This is a genomic window from Oerskovia douganii (genome assembly GCF_015142735.1).
GTDB lineage: Bacteria > Actinomycetota > Actinomycetes > Actinomycetales > Cellulomonadaceae > Oerskovia > Oerskovia douganii.
In genome coordinates this window covers 140,349-159,324 of sequence record NZ_JACSPN010000003.1, presented here as the reverse complement: position 1 = coordinate 159,324, position 18,976 = coordinate 140,349, and the positions used below count along the sequence as shown (strand labels likewise).

The 18,976-nt window shown below is 73.1% G+C and carries 14 protein-coding genes; 9 read left to right on the top strand and 5 right to left on the bottom strand.

Going from position 1 to position 18,976, the window contains the following annotated elements:
- Positions 1-3: 3 nt before the first annotated feature.
- The 3 genes from H9623_RS03755 (at position 4) to H9623_RS03745 (ending at position 4,556) form a co-directional block, all read left to right on the top strand.
- On the top strand, positions 4-1,845 hold the full coding sequence (locus H9623_RS03755; protein ID WP_193718723.1) for an ABC transporter ATP-binding protein: 1,842 nt from the start codon (positions 4-6) through the stop codon (positions 1,843-1,845).
- A complete protein-coding gene (locus H9623_RS03750; protein ID WP_193718722.1) occupies positions 1,842-3,575 on the top strand; it encodes an ABC transporter ATP-binding protein in 1,734 nt (577 codons plus the stop codon). The genes H9623_RS03755 and H9623_RS03750 overlap by 4 nt, the downstream gene beginning before the upstream one ends.
- Before the next feature lie 264 nt (positions 3,576-3,839).
- A complete protein-coding gene (locus H9623_RS03745) occupies positions 3,840-4,556 on the top strand; it encodes a YceI family protein (protein ID WP_193718721.1) in 717 nt (238 codons plus the stop codon).
- On the opposite strand, the gene H9623_RS03740 is transcribed toward H9623_RS03745, so the two are convergent.
- A complete protein-coding gene (locus H9623_RS03740; RefSeq protein ID WP_321575264.1) occupies positions 4,553-5,554 on the bottom strand; it encodes an SURF1 family protein in 1,002 nt (333 codons plus the stop codon). The two genes, H9623_RS03745 and H9623_RS03740, sit on opposite strands and share 4 nt — an antisense overlap.
- Before the next feature lie 244 nt (positions 5,555-5,798).
- Between H9623_RS03740 and H9623_RS03735 the strand changes: the two genes are divergently transcribed.
- The 5 genes from H9623_RS03735 to H9623_RS03715 are packed head-to-tail and all read left to right on the top strand — an operon-like array spanning position 5,799 to position 13,743.
- Positions 5,799-8,294 (top strand): phosphoketolase family protein, encoded by a 2,496-nt coding sequence (locus tag H9623_RS03735; protein ID WP_193718720.1) that lies wholly within the window; start codon positions 5,799-5,801, stop codon positions 8,292-8,294.
- Entirely contained in the window at positions 8,291-10,495 is a 2,205-nt protein-coding gene (gene pta / locus H9623_RS03730; protein ID WP_193718719.1) for a phosphate acetyltransferase, read from the top strand. The genes H9623_RS03735 and pta overlap by 4 nt, the downstream gene beginning before the upstream one ends.
- Entirely contained in the window at positions 10,492-11,868 is a 1,377-nt protein-coding gene (locus H9623_RS03725) for an acetate/propionate family kinase (RefSeq protein ID WP_193718718.1), read from the top strand. The genes pta and H9623_RS03725 overlap by 4 nt, the downstream gene beginning before the upstream one ends.
- Before the next feature lie 50 nt (positions 11,869-11,918).
- Positions 11,919-12,929 (top strand): DUF4031 domain-containing protein, encoded by a 1,011-nt coding sequence (locus H9623_RS03720; protein WP_193718717.1) that lies wholly within the window; start codon positions 11,919-11,921, stop codon positions 12,927-12,929.
- Positions 12,930-12,939: 10 nt separating this feature from the next.
- Positions 12,940-13,743, top strand: a complete 804-nt coding sequence (locus H9623_RS03715; protein ID WP_193718716.1) for a SanA/YdcF family protein — start codon at positions 12,940-12,942, stop codon at positions 13,741-13,743.
- Between the two features lie 21 nt (positions 13,744-13,764).
- Here the strand turns inward: H9623_RS03715 and H9623_RS03710 are convergent, their stop codons facing one another.
- Entirely contained in the window at positions 13,765-15,402 is a 1,638-nt protein-coding gene (locus tag H9623_RS03710; protein WP_193718715.1) for a succinic semialdehyde dehydrogenase, read from the bottom strand.
- 157 nt (positions 15,403-15,559) lie between these two features.
- Positions 15,560-16,174 (bottom strand): TetR family transcriptional regulator, encoded by a 615-nt coding sequence (locus H9623_RS03705; protein WP_193718714.1) that lies wholly within the window; start codon positions 16,172-16,174, stop codon positions 15,560-15,562.
- A gap of 92 nt (positions 16,175-16,266) precedes the next feature.
- Here H9623_RS03705 and H9623_RS03700 point away from each other — a divergent pair, with 92 nt between their 5' ends.
- A complete protein-coding gene (locus H9623_RS03700; RefSeq protein WP_193718713.1) occupies positions 16,267-17,028 on the top strand; it encodes an SDR family NAD(P)-dependent oxidoreductase in 762 nt (253 codons plus the stop codon).
- A 20-nt stretch (positions 17,029-17,048) separates the two neighbouring features.
- Here the strand turns inward: H9623_RS03700 and H9623_RS03695 are convergent, their stop codons facing one another.
- Together H9623_RS03695 and H9623_RS03690 are read right to left on the bottom strand one after the other, a co-directional pair.
- Positions 17,049-17,618, bottom strand: coding sequence for a GNAT family acetyltransferase (locus H9623_RS03695; RefSeq protein WP_193718712.1), 570 nt, complete (start codon positions 17,616-17,618; stop codon positions 17,049-17,051).
- Positions 17,618-18,742, bottom strand: a complete 1,125-nt coding sequence (locus tag H9623_RS03690) for a GuaB3 family IMP dehydrogenase-related protein (protein ID WP_193718711.1) — start codon at positions 18,740-18,742, stop codon at positions 17,618-17,620. The genes H9623_RS03695 and H9623_RS03690 overlap by 1 nt, the downstream gene beginning before the upstream one ends.
- Positions 18,743-18,976: the final 234 nt, after the last annotated feature.

The window sequence follows — 18,976 nt, the reverse complement described above, 5'->3', positions numbered from 1 at the left end:
CTAATGTTAGTGACCGTGCGTCCCCTCCCCCTCCCCGACCCGGGCACTCCTCCGCTCACCGGCCCCGGTGCCTTCCTCTGGTGGCTCGCGCGCCGCCAGTGGGGCATCCTCCTGGTCGCCGTCCTCCTCGGCATGATCGGCTTCCTGTGCCAGGCGGTCATGCCCTACGTGCTCGGCCGTGCGCTCGACGAGGGGCTCGACGCGGGCTTCGGTCCCGTCCTGCTGGGCTGGGCCGCGGTCATGCTGGGCATCGGGCTGGTCCAGGTGGGCTCGGCCGCGCTCGGGCACCGCTACGACATCGAGAACTGGCTGCGCTCGGCCTTCACCACCTCGCAGCTCGTGGGCGACACCGTGGCCCGCTCGGGGCACACCATCACGGAGGAGCTCCCCACGGGGGAGGTCGTCTCCGCGGTCGCCTCGGACGCCCTGCGCGTGGGTGAGGTCTACGCGATCGCTGCCCGGTTCGCGGGCTCGCTCGTGGCGTACGCGGTCGTCGCCGGGATCATGCTGAGCACCTCGCTCCGGCTCGGGCTCGTCGTGGCCCTCGGGCTGCCCGTCGTCGCGGGCATCCTCGCGTTCCTGGTCAAGCCGCTCCAGCAGCGCCAGGCCGCGCAGCGCGAGGCGTCGGGGCGGCTCACGACGCTCGGCGCGGACACCGTGTCGGGGCTGCGGATCCTGCGCGGCATCGGCGGCGAGAAGGTCTTCACGGACCGCTACCGCGCCCAGTCGCAGACCGTCCGCGAGACGGGCGTGCGCGTCGCCACCACGCAGTCCTACCTCGACGGGCTCCAGGTCCTGCTGCCGGGCCTGTTCGTCGCCCTGGTGCTCTACCTGGGCGCGCACGCGGCCGTGGCCGGCGACATCAGCCCGGGCCAGCTCGTCGCGTTCTACGGGTACGCGGCGTTCCTGTCGTGGCCGCTGCAGATCGCGACCCAGACGCTCCAGATCACGACGCGCGCCCACGTGGCGGCCAAGAAGCTCGTCAAGGTCCTCTCGGTCGTCCCCGCGACGGGGGCGACCCCCGGGACGGCGTCCGCGCCTCCCGCCGGGTCGGTCCTGGTCGACGACGCGAGCGGCGTCGAGCTCCACCCCGGGCGCGTGGTCGCGCTCGTGAGCGTGGACCCCGACGAGTCGGCGCGCATCGCCACCCGCATGGGCCGGTTCGACGACGTCGCGGAGGCGGGCACGCCCGTGCACCTGGGCGGTGTCCGGCTCGCGGACCTCGACAAGGACGCGGTGCGTGAGCGCATCGTCGTCGCCGAGGCCACGCCCCACCTGTTCTCGGGCGTGCTCGGCGAGGAGATCGACGTGCGCGGCGGCAACCTCGAGGCCGAGCTCCTGCGGGCGATCATGGTCGCGGACGCGCACGACGTCCTGGACTCGGTCCCCGACGGCCTCGCGGGAGACCTCCCCGAGAAGGGCCGCTCGCTGTCCGGCGGGCAGCGCCAGCGCGTGGCCCTGGCCCGCGCGATCCTCACCGACCCCGAGATCCTGGTGCTCGTCGAGCCCACGAGCGCGGTCGACGCCCACACCGAGGCCCGGATCGCCGAGCGGCTGGCCGAGGTCCGGCGGGGGCGCACCACGCTCGTCGTCACCGCGAGCCCGCTCGTGCTCGACCACGTCGACGACGTCCTGTTCGTCGAGGACGGGCGCGTCGTGACCCACGGGACGCACCGCGAGCTCCTGCACCGCCCGCTCGACGCGCACCAGGGCGAGGAGGCAGCGCGCTACCGCGCCGCCGTCGGGCGCTCGATGGACGAGGCGCCCGCCGCAGCCGACCCTGAGGACGACCACCCGACCCCGGGCTCCGACGAGCTCGCCGACGCCTCGAAGGGCGTGTCATGAAGCTCCCCATCGCGGACGCCTCCCAGGTCCGCCGGCACACCGCCCACCTCGTCCGTGAGCACCGCAGGCCGCTGATCGGGCTCGCGGTCCTGCACACCGTCGCGGCGGTCGCGGGCCTCGCCGGTCCGTGGATCCTGGGCCGGATCGTCGACGCGGTCGCCCAGGGCACCACGACGGCCTACGTCAACCAGGTCATCGCGATCGGCGTGGGCGCGGTGCTCGTCCAGGCCGTCCTGATCCGGTACGCCCAGAAGTACTCGATGATCTTCGGCGAGACGGTCTTCGCCGAGCTGCGCGAGGACTTCCTCGAGACGGTCACGACCCTGCCCCTCTCGACGGTCGAGCGAGCCGGCACGGGGGACCTCGTCGCGCGCACCACGAACGACGTCAACCGCATCCAGCACGCCGTGCGGTTCGGCGTCCCGCGGCTCATCGTCGCGGTCGTCACGATCCTGCTCACGGTCGTCGCGAGCATGCTGACCTCGCCGCTCGTGGCGGTGTCCCTGTTCGTCGGCGTCCCGCTCATGATCGTCGTCTCGCGCTGGTACCTGCGGCGCGCCACGCCGGGCTACCAGCGCGAGTCGGCCGCCTACGCGACCCTCAACGGCACCATCACCGAGTCGGTCGAGGGCGCCCGCACGGTCGACGCGCTCCGGCTCGGCGCCCGCCGCCGGGCCCGCGTCGAGGCCGACCTGCGCGAGGCCTTCGCGGCGGAGAAGTACACCCTGAACCTGCGGACGGTCCTGTTCCCCGCGGTCGACTTCACGTTCGTCCTCGCGCCCGTCGCGGTCATCGTGTGGGGCGGCTACATGCTCTCGACCGGGCACGCGACGATCGGCGCGGTGACGACCATCGCGATGTACGCGTTCCAGCTCGCGGGCCCCGTCTGGGAGCTGATCTTCTGGCTCGACGAGATCCAGGTCGCCGCGACGTCGCTCGCCCGCATCGTGGGCGTCAAGCTCGTCGACAGCGACCGCGAGGCCGGGGACCGGGTTCCTGCGGACGAGCACGTCGTGGCGCGCGACGTCGAGTACGCGTACCGCGAGGGGCACAACGTGCTGCACGGGATCGACCTCGACCTCGCGGTCGGCGAGCGGCTCGCCGTCGTCGGTCCGTCCGGCGCGGGCAAGTCGACGCTCGGCCGCATGCTCGCGGGCATCCACCCGCCCACGGGCGGCTCGGTCACCGTGGGGGGCGTCGACCTGGTCGACCTCCCGCTCGACGACCTGCGCCGCCACGTCGCGCTCGTCACGCAGGAGCACCACGTGTTCGTGGGTTCCCTCGCGGACAACCTGCGCCTGGCCGACGAGCACGCGGACGACGACGCGCTGCGCGCGGCCCTCGCCGCGGTCGACGCCCAGGACTGGGTCGAGGCCCTGCCCGACGGGCTCGCGACCGAGGTCGGCTCGGGCGGGCACGTGCTCACCCCCGCGCAGGCGCAGCAGGTCGCGCTCGCACGGCTCGTGCTGCTCGACCCGCACACCCTGATCCTCGACGAGGCGACGTCCCTGCTGGACCCGCGCGCGGCCCGGCACCTCGAGCGCTCGCTCAACGCGGTGCTGGAGGGACGGACGGTCGTGGCGATCGCGCACCGTCTGCACACCGCGCACGACGCCGACCGGGTCGCGGTCGTCGACGGCGGCCGGATCACGGAGATCGGGCCGCACGACGAGCTCGTCGCGGCGGGCGGCGACTACGCGCGCCTCTGGCACTCCTGGCAGCAGGAGTAGGGCGCCCTCCTCGGGTCGGATGCCGGGTCGTGGTCAGGGGGGACGGACGTCCGTCCCTCCTGAACACCGTCCCGCGTCGCCCTGACCTGCCGGTACGCTCTCGCCGTCCCGGGTCGCGGCGCAGGTGTCTCCTGCGCGGGTGAACCTGCGACGAGGCTCTCGGTGCAGCGCCGCCTGCACAGCAGACACGACCCCCTGCTTCCAGGCATTCCTCAGGAAGAGCCCTCACGATTGGTTGAACCTTCAACGAGGATGCGAGAGGCCATGAAGAAGACGATCGCGCTGACCGTCGGGATCGCGATGCTGTGCGCGCTCCTGCTGCTCGGCGGCACCTGGTTCTACGCGCGCTCGCAGGCCGGCACGGAAGCGGCGCCGCTGTCGCTCGCACCGTCCCCTGCGGCGACGGCGGCCGACGAGGCCGACGGCAGCCCGTCCGGCGCGCAGGGCACCACGACCGGGGCGGTCCAGGACGGGACCTACGCGGTGGACACCGCCTCCCAGGCGGGCTACCGCGTCGACGAGGTGCTCTCGGGCCAGGACGTGACGGTCGTCGGTCGCACGGGAGACGTGCGGGGCGAGGTCACGGTCGAGGAGGGCGTGCTCACGGCGGCGAGCATCGAGGTCGACATGACGACCGTCGAGACCGACGACTCCGGACGCGACCGGCAGTTCCTGCGGATCCTCGACACGTCCGAGCACCCGACCGCGACGTTCGTCCTCTCCGCACCGATCGACCTCTCGGGCCTCGCGGGCGGCACCGCGACCGTCGAGGCGGCCGGGACCCTCACGATCAAGGGCGTCCCGCGCGAGGTCGTCGCGACCCTCGACGCACGCACGACCGGCGACGGGGCCGAGGTCAGCGGGTCGATCCCCGTGACGTTCTCCGACTTCGGCGTCGCCGCGCCGAACCTCGGGTTCGTGACGGTCGAGGACGCGGGGACGATCGAGATGCTGCTCGACCTGACGCCGGCGGCGGACTAGCGGCTCGGGACGGTGCCCTCGGGCTCGGCCGGAGCCGTGGGCTCGGCAGCCGGAGCCGCGGCCTCCGCGGCGCCGGACTCCTGCGCGACCGTCGGCACTGCCGCTCCTGCGTGCGGCAGGCCGGGCGGCAGGTCGGGCGGCAGGTCCGGCAGCCCCGCGATGCCACCACCCAGACCGTCGCTCCGCCTGCGCCCGCCGGCGGCCTCGTCACGCACGAGTCGCACCCACAGCGCGACCGCGAAGGCCCCGAAGATCCACCACTGGAGCGCGTAGAACGCGTTCTGGACGTTGACCCCGTTCCCCCCCTCGATGGTCGGCCGGGGCAGAAGCTCCGGGCCACCGTCGGCCGTGGCGGGCTGCGCCGGGTCGGACTCCATGAGCACCAGGTAGCCGCCGTAGATCGGGTTGCCCCACGCGTTCGCGAGCGCGGCCGAGGAGATCGAGTCCGTCTGCCCCTCGGGCAGCCCACCGGGCCCGGCGGCCTCCGAGGCCTGGAGGTAGGCGGTGAGCCGCACCTCGCCGGTGGGTACGGCGAGGGCCGCACCGGCGTCCGCCGTCGGGACCCAGCCACGGACGACCGGCACCACGGGCGCGCCGGACAGGTCCGCCCAGGACTCGCCGCCCGTGCCGTCGTCGGACACCCGCAGCGGCGTCAGGACCAGGTAGCCCGTACGCCCGTCGAGCGCGCGTCCCGCGACCAGGAGCTGGCCCTCGGGCTCGTACTCGCCCTCGACCCAGGCCTGGCGCCCGACGAGCTCGCCCGGGAAGGTCGACTGCGGGGGGAGCAGCACGCCGAGCCCCTCGGGCCCCGCGGCTTCGGCCTCCGTGATCTCGTGCTGCTCGGCGAGCTCGGCGCGCTCGTAGGCCCGGTCGAGCTGCCACACGCCGAGGCGGCCGCACACCCCGGCCGCCAGGAGGAAGAGCAGCAGGAAGCCGATCATGCGGGGGCTGCGCGCGACAGCCCAGAAGCCGGCGCGGGAGGGGGCCTGGTCGCTCACGTCTCCACGGTAGCCGGGCGCACGCAGCCGGAGAGAATCCCCGGCCCCCGACGTGACCCAGGCCACTCGTCCGGCTCCGGATTCCCGCGTCCGGGACCTCCTGACCGGCCCCCACGGGACCTTTGACCTTTTCTGCCCCGACGGGCGCACCTCACACCGCGCGCGCCCGTCGAAACCATGCGTCGCCCCACCGAATGGGGTTGTATGAAGGGACCACCATCCCCCGGTACAGCTGGAGCGTGCGATGACTACGACCACCTCGCGTCCGACAGAAGGAACCCCGTGGCGATCCGCTGAGGTCGCGCCCCTCTCGGACGAGACGCTCGCCCGCGTCGACGGCTGGTGGCGGGCCGCCAACTACCTGTCGGTGGGCCAGATCTACCTGCTCGCGAACCCGCTGCTGCGGGAGCCGCTGACGCGGGACGACGTCAAGCCGCGCCTGCTCGGCCACTGGGGGACGACGCCGGGGCTGAACTTCCTCTACGCGCACCTCAACCGGGCGATCGTCGAGCGCGAGCAGTCGACCATCTACATCACCGGTCCCGGCCACGGCGGTCCCGGGCTCGTCGCGAACACGTACCTCGAGGGCACCTACTCGGAGGTCTACTCGGACGTCACGCAGGACACCGAGGGCATGCGGCGCCTGTTCCGCCAGTTCTCCTTCCCCGGCGGCATCCCCTCGCACGTCGCCCCCGAGACCCCCGGCTCGATCCACGAGGGCGGCGAGCTCGGCTACGCGCTCTCGCACGCGTACGGCGCGGCGTTCGACAACCCGGACCTGCTGGTCGCCGCGGTCGTGGGCGACGGCGAGGCCGAGACCGGTCCCCTGGCCACGAGCTGGCACTCGAACAAGTTCGTCAACCCCGTCAACGACGGCGTCGTGCTGCCGATCCTGCACCTCAACGGCTACAAGATCGCGAACCCCACGATCCTGGGCCGCATCAGCGACGACGAGCTGCGCGACCTGATGATCGGCTACGGCCACACCCCCTACTTCTTCACGGGCGGGTTCGACGGCGAGGACCACGCCGAGGTCCACCGCCGGTTCGCGGTCCTGCTCGACGAGGTGCTCAACCACATCGCGCAGATCAAGGCCGACGCGGCCGCGGGCAACGACGAGCGCCCGTTCTGGCCCATGATCGTGTTCCGCACCCCCAAGGGGTGGACCGGACCCAAGGAGATCGACGGCAAGAAGACCGAGGACTCCTGGCGGTCGCACCAGGTGCCGCTCGCGAGCGCGCGCGACACCCCCGAGCACCTGCAGGACCTGAAGGACTGGCTCGACTCCTACCGGGTCCACGAGCTGTTCGACGACGAGGGACGTCTCGACGCGGACATCGCGCAGCTCGCCCCGCGCGGCACGCTGCGCATGAGCGACAACCCGCACACCAACGGGGGGCTGCTCCTGAAGGACCTGCGCCTGCCGGACTTCCGCGACTACGCGGTCGAGGTCAGCGCCCCGGGCGGCGGGATGTCGGAGGCGACCCGCGTGCTGGGCCAGTGGCTCACGGACGTGGTGCGGCTCAATCCGGACAACTTCCGGATCTTCGGTCCCGACGAGACCGCGTCGAACCGCCTCCAGGCGGTCTACGAGGTCACGGACAAGCAGTGGAACGCGGACTTCTTCGGGCCCGACGTCGACGAGCACCTCGCGCGCGCAGGGCGCGTCATGGAGATGCTGTCCGAGCACCAGTGCCAGGGGTGGCTCGAGGGCTACCTGCTGACGGGGCGCCACGGCCTGTTCTCGTGCTACGAGGCGTTCATCCACATCATCGACTCGATGTTCAACCAGCACGCCAAGTGGCTCAAGGTCACCAACGACATCCCGTGGCGCCGACCCATCGCGAGCCTCAACTACCTGCTCTCGAGCCACGTGTGGCGTCAGGACCACAACGGGTTCAGCCACCAGGACCCGGGCTTCATCGACCACGTCGTGAACAAGAAGGCGGAGATCGTCCGCGTCTACCTGCCGCCGGACGCCAACACGCTGCTCTCGACGTACGACCACGTCCTCCGCTCTCGCCAGTACGTCAACGTCGTGGTCGCGGGCAAGCAGCCGGCGCCGAACTTCCTCACGATGGACCAGGCGATCGCCCACTGCGCGCGGGGCCTCGGCATCTGGGAGTGGGCTGGCACCGAGGTGCCCGGCGAGGACCCCGACGTCGTGCTCGCCTGCGCGGGCGACGTGCCGACGCTCGAGACCCTGGCCGCGGCCGACCTGCTGCGCCGGCACCTGCCCGAGCTCAAGGTCCGCGTGGTCAACGTCGTGGACCTCATGCGCCTGCAGGACGAGAAGGAGCACCCGCACGGGCTCTCCGACCGCGACTTCGACACGCTCTTCACCACGGACCGGCCCGTGGTCTTCGCCTACCACGGCTACCCGTGGCTCATCCACCGCCTGACCTACCGCCGCAACGGGCACGAGAACATCCACGTGCGCGGGTACAAGGAGGAGGGCACCACCACCACGCCGTTCGACATGGTCATGCTCAACGACCTCGACCGGTTCCACCTGGTGATCGACGTCATCGACCGCGTCCCTGCGCTGGGTTCGAAGGCGGCCGGCCTGCGCCAGAAGATGGTGGACGCCCGCCTCGAGGCGCGGCAGTACACGAGAGAGCACGGCGAGGACATCCCCTCGGTCCGTGACTGGGTGTGGCCCGACGCGGGCGACACCGCAACTGAAGGAAGCGGCCCGTCGTACGACGCGGCCGCCGCTACCGGAGGCGACAACGAGTGACCAGCACCGCCCGATCCATCTACCTCGCCTCACCCGAGGGCGAGACGGGGAAGTCCACGATCGCGCTGGGCGTCCTCGACCTGCTGACCCGTCGGGTCCAGCGGGTCGGGGTCTTCCGCCCCGTGACCAGGACGTCCCCGAGCTCCGTCGCGAGGGCCACCGCCCCCGCTGACGGGGACGGCTCCGCGGCCACGACCCCCGCTGCGGACCGCGACTACGTGCTCGAGCTGCTCCTCGCGCACGACGGCGTCGACCTCACCTACGAGGAGGCGATGGGGGTCACGTACGACGACGTCCACGCCGACCCGGAGGCGGCGCTCGCCCAGATCGTCGCCCGGTACCACGAGGTCGCCAAGCAGTGCGACTTCGTGGTGATCGTCGGGACGGACTACACCGACGTCGCGGGCCCGACCGAGCTCGCGTTCAACGCCCGCGTCGCGGCCAACCTGGGCGCCCCGGTGCTCCTGGTCGTCTCGGGACGGGACCGCAGCCCCGAGGCAATCGCCAACCTCACCGAGGTCGCCGTCAACGAGCTCCGCTCGAACCACGCCCAGCCGATCGCGGTCGTCGCGAACCGTTGCCGGCCGGAGAGCATCGAGGCCGTGCGCGCCCAGCTCACCGAGATCACCCCGGACGGTCACGGGGGCCACGCGTCCGGCTCGCTGCCGGGGTGGGCCATCCCCGAGGACCCGTTCCTCAACGCGCCGACCGTGGCGGCCCTCATGGAGGCCGTGGGCGGCGAGCTCGCCCTGGGCGACCCCGAGCTGCTGGGGCGCGAGGTCCTCGACGTGCTCGTCGGTGCCATGTCGCTCGAGCACCTGCTCGACAAGCTGGTCGACGGGGCCGTGGTCATCACGCCCGGCGACCGCAGCGACATCCTCATCGGCCTCCTGGCCGCGCACCAGGCGCGCAACTTCCCGTCGCTCGCGGGCATCATCCTCAACGGCGGGTTCTACCCGCCCGACTCGACCGGGCGCCTCGTCGAGGCCCTCGACCCGAGCCTGCCGATCATCCGCACGGACCTCGGGACCTTCCGGTCGGCGAGCGCCGCATCGCGTGCTCGCGGTCGGGTGTCCAAGGAGTCGCAGCGCAAGGTCGACACGGCGCTCGCGCTGTTCGAGCAGAACGTCGACGGTGCCGCCCTCCTCGCGGGGCTCGACGTGCCCCGTCCGGAGGTCGTGACGCCGCTCATGTTCGAGTACGAGCTGCTGTCGCGGGCCCGCGCGGACCGCAAGAACATCGTGCTGCCCGAGGGCGACGACGACCGCATCCTACGCGCGGCCTCGACCCTGCTGGGCCGCCAGGTCGCGGACCTGACGATCCTGGGCGACGAGCAGTCGATCCGGACCCGGGCGACCGAGCTCGGCCTCGACATCGAGGCCGCGACCGTGATCGACCCGCACGACCCGGAGCTCGTCGAGCGCTTCGCGGAGGAGTACACCCGGCTGCGGGCCCACAAGGGCATGACGGTCGAGCGTGCGCGGGAGATCGTCCCGGACGTGTCGTACTTCGGCACGATGATGGTCCACCTGGGCCTGGCCGACGGCATGGTCTCGGGTGCCCGCCACACGACGGCGCACACCATCAAGCCGTCGTTCGAGATCATCAAGACGGTCCCCGGGGTGTCCGTGGTGTCCTCGGTGTTCCTCATGTGCCTCGAGGACCGCGTCCTGGTGTACGGCGACTGCGCCGTGAACCCGGACCCGACCGACACGCAGCTCGCGGACATCGCGATCTCGTCGGCTGCGACGGCCCTGCAGTTCGGCATCGACCAGCGCGTCGCGATGCTGTCGTACTCGACCGGCGAGTCGGGCTCGGGGGTGGACGTCGACAAGGTGCGGTCCGCGACCGAGCTCGTGCGCACGCGCCGCCCGGACCTGTTCGTCGAGGGTCCCATCCAGTACGACGCCGCGGTCGACGCGTCGGTGGCGGCGTCGAAGATGCCGGGCTCGGACGTGGCCGGCAAGGCGACGGTCTTCATCTTCCCCGACCTCAACACGGGCAACAACACCTACAAGGCGGTGCAGCGCTCGGCGGGCGCCATCGCGGTGGGACCCGTCCTCCAGGGCCTCAACAAGCCCGTGAACGACCTCTCGCGCGGTGCCCTGGTCCAGGACATCGTCAACACCGTGGCCATCACGGCCATCCAGGCACAGGCGGGCTCGGTCATCGAGCCCGGCACGAACGGAGCACCCGCATGACCGTCCTCCCGGAGCACGAGCGCTCGAACCCGTACTCGGCGTACGGCGCGCACGGTTCTGTCCTCGTGATGAACTCGGGGTCGTCCTCGCTCAAGTACCAGCTCGTCAACCCGGTCGGTGGCGAGGCGATCGCCGCGGGCACGATCGAGCGCATCGGCGAGTCGAACGGCGTCATCAAGCACCGGTTCGCCGGGAACACGACGACCCGTGAGGAGCCGGTCGCCGACCACGCCGAGGCCCTGCGCATCGCGCTGTCGCTGTTCGACGACGTCGGCCCCCGGCTCGCGGACGCCAACGTGTACGCGGTGGGTCACCGGGTGGTCCACGGCGGGGCGACGTTCTCCCGCCCGGTCCTGGTGAACGACGACGTCGAGCGGCAGATCCTGGAGCTCGCCCCCCTCGCGCCGCTGCACAACCCGGCGAACGTCACGGGCATCTCGGTCGCCCGCGAGCTCCTGCCGGACGTCCCGCACGTCGCGGTGTTCGACACGGCGTTCTTCTCGTCGCTGCCGGAGGCGGCCTCGACGTACGCCCTGGAGAAGGAGACCGCGAAGAAGTACGGCGTGCGCCGGTACGGCTTCCACGGCACGAGCCACCACTACGTCTCGGGCAAGGTCGCGCGCGTCCTGGGCCGCCGCCTGCAGGACCTCAACATCATCGTGCTGCACCTCGGCAACGGCGCGTCGGCCTCGGCCGTGCGCGGCGGTGTCGCGGTCGACACGTCGATGGGGCTGACCCCGCTCGAGGGCCTCGTCATGGGGACCCGTACCGGGGACATCGACCCGGCGGTGATCTTCCACCTGGCCCGCAACGCGAACATGTCGATCGACGAGCTCGACGACCTGTTCAACAAGCGCTCGGGCATCAAGGGGCTCGCGGGCGAGAACGACTTCCGTGCGCTGCACGAGCTCATCGCCGCGGGCGACGAGGACGCGAGGCTCGCGCTCGACGTGTACATCCACCGTCTGCGCAAGTACATCGGCGCGTACATGGCCGTGCTGGGTCGCATCGACGTCATCGCGTTCACGGCCGGTGTCGGCGAGAACGACGACATCGTCCGCGCCCAGGTCGTCGAGGGCCTCGCGGGCCTCGGCATCGCGGTCGACCCCGAGCGCAACGCGGTCCGCAGCAAGGAGCCGCGCGTCATCTCTCCCGACTGGACGAGCACGCTCGTCATGGTCGTGCCGACCATGGAGGAGCTCGCGATCGCCCGTCTGAGCGTGGAGATCGTGGAGGAGACCGAGAAGGCCGGGCGTCCCGTGACGTTCCCGCCGGCGGCGCCGACCGCGGGTGCGGCCACCGGGGCGGCCGAGCCCGAGGCCGCTCCCGACGCGCAGGGTCCCGCGGAGCCCGAGGCCACCCCGGAGTCCTGACCGCAGCACCGCACGACCCGAGCCACGCCTCGACCCTCTAGGGTCGAGGCGTGGCTCTTCTCATCGACCCGCCCACGTGGCCTGCCCACGGGACGCTCTGGTCCCACCTCGTCTCGGACTCCTCGATCGAGGAGCTGCACGAGTTCGCCGCGCGGCTGGGGCTGGGGCGGCGCGCGTTCGACCTCGACCACTACGACGTCCCGTCCGAGCGCCACGCGGACTGCGTGGCGGCGGGTGCGCAGGACGTCTCGGGGCGGGACCTGATCCGGCGCCTGCGCGCCTCGGGGCTGCGCGTCCCGGCGCACGAGCGTGGTGCGGCCAAGGCGGCCGCCCTCCTCGACCGGTGGGGCGCGCTGCTGCCGGGCGTCCCCGGCGCGCGCGAGGTGGGCGAGGAGCTCGTCGAGCGCTGGCACGAGCCGCACCGGGTCTACCACGGGCCCGCGCACCTGGTGCACGTGCTCGACTCCCTCGCGGTCCTGGAGGACCGCCCGCCGGGCGTGCCCTCCCCGGGCGAGGCTCCGCCGTCGGGCACGTCGCTGCGCGCGCAGCTCGCCCTGTGGTTCCACGACGCGGTCCACGAGGGCGTCGCGGGCCAGGACGAGGAGGGGTCGGCGCTGCTCGCGGTCGCGCGGCTGTCCCCGCTCGTCCCGGGCCCGACGCCGCCGCCCACCCCGGGACCGTCGCGCTCCGGGCCGCGGCTGACGCCCGACGACGTCGCGGAGGTCGCGCGGCTCGTGCGCCTCACGGCCACGCACGACCCGGCGCCCGACGACGCGGCGGGCGCCCTCGTGTGCGACGCCGACCTCGCGATCCTCGGCAGCACGCCGGACCGCTACGCCCGCTACGTGCGGCAGGTCCGCGCCGAGTACGCGCACGTGCCCGACGAGCAGTTCCGGGCCGGGCGGGCCGCGGTGCTCGAGCAGCTCCTCGCGCTCCCCTCGCTGTTCCGCACGCCTGTGGGGCGCGAACGCTGGCAGGCTCGTGCCGAGGAGAACCTGCGGGCCGAGCTCGCCGGTCTCACCGCACCGGACCCGGCCTCCGAGGACCACGCGCGCCGCTAGGCTCACGCGCATGAGCGAGCAGGGGATCAGCCGGGCCACTCCCCCGGAGCCCGTCGACGGGACGGGCCGGCCGAGCGCGACGTCCGTCGGGGACCAGGCGGTCACGCCGCCCGCAGGCCGACCAGCTGGCCGGCGGCGGGCCCGCGCCGGTCGGGGCGGACGGCGCCGGACGCTGCTCGTCGGCGCGGTCGCGCTCGTCCTCGTCCTCGTGGCACCGCTCGCCTGGGTCCAGGTCGGCGGACGGCTCCGCGTGCACCCGGGCGTCGAGGACGTCCCCGCGCGACCGGTCGCCCTGGTCCTCGGGGCGGGTCTGCGCCCCGACGGGACGCCGTCCACCTACCTGACGCGGCGCCTCGACGCCGCCCGTGAGCTGTACGAGCGCGGGACGGTCGAGGTGATCCTGGTGAGCGGCGACAACTCGCGCGAGGACTACGACGAGCCGACCGCCATGCTCGACTGGCTCGTCGCGCACGGCGTACCGGCCGAGCGCGTGGTCCGCGACTTCGCGGGCTTCGACACCCACGACACGTGCGTCCGGGCCCGTCAGGTCTTCGGGGTCACCGACGCCGTGGTCCTCACGCAGGACTACCACCTGCCCCGGGCGCTGTTCTCGTGCGCACAGGCCGGGATCGACGCCGTGGGGGTCGGGGTGTCGGCGCAGAGCGTCGAGCCCGCCAAGGCCGTGACGTACCGGGTCCGTGAGGTCCCGGCCTCGCTCAAGGCCGCCTGGGACGCCCTGTCCGGTCGCGAGCCCGTGCACCTCGGTGCGACCGAGTCCGCCGTGACGGACCTCTTGGAGTCGCTCGCCCCGTGAGGTGGCACGGGCTCGCACCCGCTACGGCAGGCGCAGCCGCTTCATGATCCCGAAGGCCGTCGTGAGCAGGCGGCTGGCCCGGTCGGCGGGCTGCGCGTAGAGCGTGTCGAAGCTCAGACCGTGCGAGACCCCGCGCTGGACCACGACGGTCTGGGCCTCGGTGAGCGCCTCGATCCCCTCGCGCCCGTGACGACGACCCTGCCCCGAGGACTTGAACCCGCCCATCGGGGCGGCGACCGACCCGAACGCCGAGGCGTACCCGTCGTTGACGTTGACCGCGCCGGCCTCGACCTGCGCCGCGAGGCGACGTCCCCGGGCCGTGTCCTGCGTCCAGATGCTCGCGCTGAGCCCGTACTCGGAGTCGTTCATGGCGCGGATCGCCGCCGCGTCGTCCGGTACCCGGGTCACGGTCACGACCGGACCGAACGTCTCCTCCCGTGCGCACACCGCGGTGGGCGGCACGTGGTCGAGGACCGTGGGCGCGTAGAAGAACGGGCCGATGTCCGCCCGGTGCACACCACCCGCGAGCACCCTGGCGCCCTGGGACAGCGCGTCGTCCACGTGTGCGACCACCCGGTCGAGCTGCGCCTGCGACGTGAGGGACCCCATGTCCACCGAGTAGTCGAGCGCGGTGCCGAGCCGCAGCTCGCGCACGAGGGGCACGAACGCGTCGAGGAACTCCTCGGCGATGTCCTCGTGCAGGATCAGGCGCTCGACCGACACGCAGAGCTGGCCGCTGTTGGAGAAGCACGCACGCACCGCGCCCTGGGCCGCCGACGGCACGTGGGCGTCGGCCGCGACGTACAGCGGGTTCTTCCCGCCCAGCTCGAGCGTGGTCCCGATGAGCCGCTCCCCCGCCTGCGCGGCGACCTTGCGGCCCGTCGCGGTCGAGCCGGTGAACGCGATGTGGTCGACGAGCCCGGTCAGTGCCGACCCGATCTCCCCGCCACCCGCCACGACCAGGAACAGGTCCCCGGGCAGGCCCGCCTCCTCCAGGAGCTCGGCCGCCCAGAGCGCGGTCAGGGTGGTCTGCGGGTCCGGCTTGGCGACCACGCCGTTGCCCGCGACGAGGGCGGGCAGGGCCTCCGCGAGCACCAGGGTCAGCGGGTAGTTCCAGGGCGCGATCACACCGACCACGCCGACCGGGCGGCGGTGCACGCTCGCCCGGGTCAGGACCGGGAGCATGCCCGGGACGCGGCGCTCGGCCAGGTAGTGCGCGGCCCGCACGCCGTAGTGCCGCGTGACCTGCGCGACGTCGCCGACCTCCTCGAACGCGCTGCGACGCGACTTGCCGGTCTCCATCTGCAGCAGGTCCAGGACCTCGGCCTGCCGTTCCAGGACCAGGTCGTGGAACCGCAGGAGCACCGCGGAGCGCTCCGCGACCGTGGTGTGCGCCCACGAGCGCTGCGCCCGGCGCGCGCGCTCGACCGCCGACCGGACGTCCTCGACCGAGGACAGCGGCAGCGCCGCGAGCGGCGCTCCCGTGAACGGCAGGAGCGAACGGTGCTCGCCCGCGGCGTGGGAGGTGACGACACGGGCCACGAGGGGAGCGACGACGTCGGGCTCCAGGACGTAGGTCGCGGAGGGGTGCTCCGGGTCGAGAAGGCCGTCGATGGCGGCGCTGCCGCCCTGGCTGCCGTCCGTTGCTTCGCTTGCCATGCGTGACAGGTTACGCGGCGGTACCCCCGGGCAGAACATCCTTCACACAATCCCCCTGGGAAGGTCCCGTCGGTGCACCGGGGCGGGCGCTCGCGCAGGCAGGCAGGGGTGGCGGCGCCGTCGGGACCTGCCGCCGGCCGGCAGCGACCCCGCGGCCTCAGCCGGGGACGGCCCAGGTCCGGGCGCCGTCGACCAGGGCCGAGAGCGCGTCGTCCACGACCCCGGCCGGGTCGTCGTCGGGCGCTTCCTGGGCCCACCAGACGAGTGCGGCGAAGTTCGCCGCGGAGCACGCCGCGGCGAACGACCGGACGTGCAGCGAGGGGCGCGCCGTCCCCTGGGCACGGGTCAGGAACGCCTCGACGAGCGCTGTCGAGGTCCCGATGCGTGCGGTGCCCCACGCGAGCAGCTCGTCGTCGGCCGCGATGAGCCGGAGGCGCTGGCGCGTGACCTCGAGCGCCGGGGCCGGGAACGTCGACGAGGCGACGAACGCCGAGCGGACCACGTCGAAGGCCTCGGGCAGGTCCACGTGCCCGGCGGCCGCGAGGGCGTCGGCGATCGTGTCGCGCGCCTCGCCCGAGCCGCCCCAGACCATCGCGGCCTTGGACGGGAAGAGCCGGAAGAGGGTCCGCCGGGCGACCCCGCACGCGCTCGCGACGTCGTCCATCGTGACGTTCCCGAACCCGTGCTCGGTGAACAGGCGCAGGGCCGTGGCGGCGACCTCGACGCGGTCGACCGTGACCGGACGCCCCCGGCGCGCTGGTGTCTGCGACATCACATCTCCTGTCCACCATATTTATGGCACTCGGTGCTAGAAAGGTAGCAGGAGCCACATCCAGGCACCCCCACCCGGCGGAAGGACCCACCATGACCACGTCGACCATCCCGAACCGCTTCTCCGGCGCCACCGTCGTCGTCACCGGCGCAGGCTCCGGCATCGGCAAGGCGACCGCGACCCGGCTGCTCGCCGAGGGCGCCCGCGTCATCGCGAGCGACCTCGACGGCGACCGGCTCGACGCGCTCGCCACCGAGGTCGGCGACGCCCCGCTGACGACCGTCGTCGGCGACGTGTCCGACGACGCCGTGATCGCCCGCATCGTCGAGGCCGGCGAGGGCCGCATCACCGGCCTCGTCAACAACGCCGGGATCATGGACTCGTTCGTCCCCACGGCCGAGATCGACGACGCCCTGTGGGAGCGCGTCATGCGGATCAACGTGACGGCCCCCATGAAGCTCATGCGCGCCGTCCTGCCCGCGATGGTCGAGGCCGGCCACGGCCGGATCGTCAACGTCGCGAGCGAGGCCAGCATCCGCGCCGGCGCCTCCGGCACGCCCTACGCGACCTCCAAGCACGCGGTCGTGGGGCTCACCAAGAGCACCGCGCTCTTCTACGGCCCGGCGGGCGTGCGCGTCAACGCGGTCGCCCCCGGCGCCGTCGCCACCAACATCGAGGCCCCGTTCCGCTCGGAGCTCGGCGCCAAGCGCCTCGGCCCGATCATGCAGGCGACCGTCCCCGCCCCCGCGACCGCCGAGCAGCTCGCGGCCTCGATCACGTGGCTGCTGTCCGAGGACTCGGCCAACGTGAACGGCGCGCTCCTCATGTCGGACGGCGGCTGGTCGACCATCTGACGCACGGCCCCCTCGGCGTCTCAGGGGAGGTCGCGCCCCAGGACCGTGCACTCGGCGTCGGTGTACCCGAGCCGCTCGTAGAACCCGAGGACCTGCGTGTTGGTCGAGCGCACCATGAGGCGCACCTTGCGGACCCCCTGCGTCGCGAGCCATGCCTCCGCGGCCACGACCGCGTCCCTGCCGAGGCCCGTCCCCTGCAGGGCAGGCGTGACCGCGAGGTAATAGATCCAGCCGCGGTGCCCGTCGAAGCCCGCCAGGACGGTCGCGACCACGGCCCCGGGGCCGACCGCGGACCCGGGGTCCGCGTCCTCGGCCCCCCCGCCGTGCGCGACGAGGACCGTCGAGGTCGGGTTGCTCCGCGCGTCCGCCACGTCCCGCAGCGCGTCGTTCCAGGGGCGCACCAGACCGCAGGCGTCCCACAGCGCGACGACCTGCTCGACGTCGTCGTCAGCGACCTCGCGGAAGTCGACGCCACCGACGCGCAACGGCCCGACCAGCGGACCGTCCGCGTCCCCGGCGGGCGCCGCGGGCGCGCCCGCGGCGAGGGCGTTCGTCAGACCGACCCCGTCACGGATGCGCCCCGGAGCCATCAGCGCGGCTGGTACGGCGAGACGACGACCTCGACGCGCTGGAACTCCTTGAGGTCGGAGTAGCCCGTCGTCGCCATGGCGCGCTTGAGCGCGCCCACGAGGTTGAGCGTACCGTCGGCCTGACGGCCCGGGCCGAACAGGATCTCGTCGAGCGTGCCCGCCGTCCCGACGCTCACGCGCTCGCCGCGCGGCAGCTGCGGGTGGTGCGCCTCGGAGCCCCAGTGCCAGCCCTTGCCCGGCGCCTCGGTCGCACGCGCGAGCGCGGCACCGAGCATCACGGCGTCCGCACCGCACGCGACCGCCTTGACCAGGTCGCCCGACCGCCCGACGCCGCCGTCGGCGATGACGTGCACGTACCGGCCGCCCGACTCGTCCAGGTAGTCGCGACGCGCAGCGGCCACGTCCGCGACCGCGGTCGCCATGGGCGCGTGGATGCCGAGGCTCACGCGCGTCGTGTGCGCCGCGCCGCCACCGAACCCGACGAGCACACCGGCCGCCCCCGTGCGCATGAGGTGCAGCGCCGCGGTGTAGGTCGAGGCGCCGCCGACGATCACGGGGACGTCGAGCTCGTAGATGAAGCGCTTGAGGTTGAGCGGCTCGGCGTTGCCCGACACGTGCTCCGCGGAGACCGTGGTGCCGCGGATGACGAACAGGTCCACCCCGGCGTCGACGACCGTCTTGTAGAACTCCTGGGTGCGCTGCGGCGACAGGGCGCCCGCGACCGTGACGCCGGACTCCCGGACCTCCTTGAGGCGCTGGGTGATCAGCTCGGCCTTGACGGGCTCGGCGTACACCTCCTGCATGCGGCGCGTCGCGCTCGCGGAGTCGAGCGTCGCGATCTCCGCGAGGATCGGCTCCGGGTCCGCGTAGCGCGTCCACAGGCCCTCGAGGTCGAGGACCCCCAGGCCGCCCGCGTTGCCCAGGGCCACCGCCGTCGCCGGGCTCATCACGGAGTCCATGGGGGCCGCCAGGATCGGCAGGTCGAAGTGGTAGGCGTCGATCTGCCACCCCACCGACACGTCCTCCGGGTCACGCGTACGCCGGGAGGGGACCACGGCGATGTCGTCGAAGGAGAAGGCGCGCCGTCCGCGCTTGCCACGACCGATCTCGATCTCGTTGCTCACCCGACGAGGATACCGGCCCCGGGGTGGGGTCCGCCCGCGCGTGCCGCCGGATGGACCCCCGGCGTCCACCCGGGCCGCCGACGGACCCGGCCCGGTCCCCGCTGCCACCGAGGGGGCACGGTCGGGGGGCGGTCAGGGCGCGGTCGGGTCGTCCGGAGACCCTCCGGGCGACCGCCCGGGCGTGTCAGTGGCCGCTGGCATGCTCGCGGCCAGAGACCAGGAGGGTCGGGGACG

Excerpts from the sequence above, each read along its gene's own strand:
- H9623_RS03755 (WP_193718723.1), top strand. The coding sequence starts at position 4 with ATGTTAGTGACCGTGCGTCCCCTCCCCCTCCCCGACCCGGGCACTCCT.
- H9623_RS03750 (WP_193718722.1), top strand. The coding sequence starts at position 1,842 with ATGAAGCTCCCCATCGCGGACGCCTCCCAGGTCCGCCGGCACACCGCC.
- H9623_RS03745 (WP_193718721.1), top strand. The coding sequence starts at position 3,840 with ATGAAGAAGACGATCGCGCTGACCGTCGGGATCGCGATGCTGTGCGCG.
- H9623_RS03735 (WP_193718720.1), top strand. The coding sequence starts at position 5,799 with ATGACTACGACCACCTCGCGTCCGACAGAAGGAACCCCGTGGCGATCC.
- H9623_RS03725 (WP_193718718.1), top strand. The coding sequence starts at position 10,492 with ATGACCGTCCTCCCGGAGCACGAGCGCTCGAACCCGTACTCGGCGTAC.
- H9623_RS03715 (WP_193718716.1), top strand. The coding sequence starts at position 12,940 with ATGAGCGAGCAGGGGATCAGCCGGGCCACTCCCCCGGAGCCCGTCGAC.
- H9623_RS03710 (WP_193718715.1), bottom strand. The coding sequence starts at position 15,402 with ATGGCAAGCGAAGCAACGGACGGCAGCCAGGGCGGCAGCGCCGCCATC.
- H9623_RS03705 (WP_193718714.1), bottom strand. The coding sequence starts at position 16,174 with ATGTCGCAGACACCAGCGCGCCGGGGGCGTCCGGTCACGGTCGACCGC.
- H9623_RS03700 (WP_193718713.1), top strand. The coding sequence starts at position 16,267 with ATGACCACGTCGACCATCCCGAACCGCTTCTCCGGCGCCACCGTCGTC.
- H9623_RS03695 (WP_193718712.1), bottom strand. The coding sequence starts at position 17,618 with ATGGCTCCGGGGCGCATCCGTGACGGGGTCGGTCTGACGAACGCCCTC.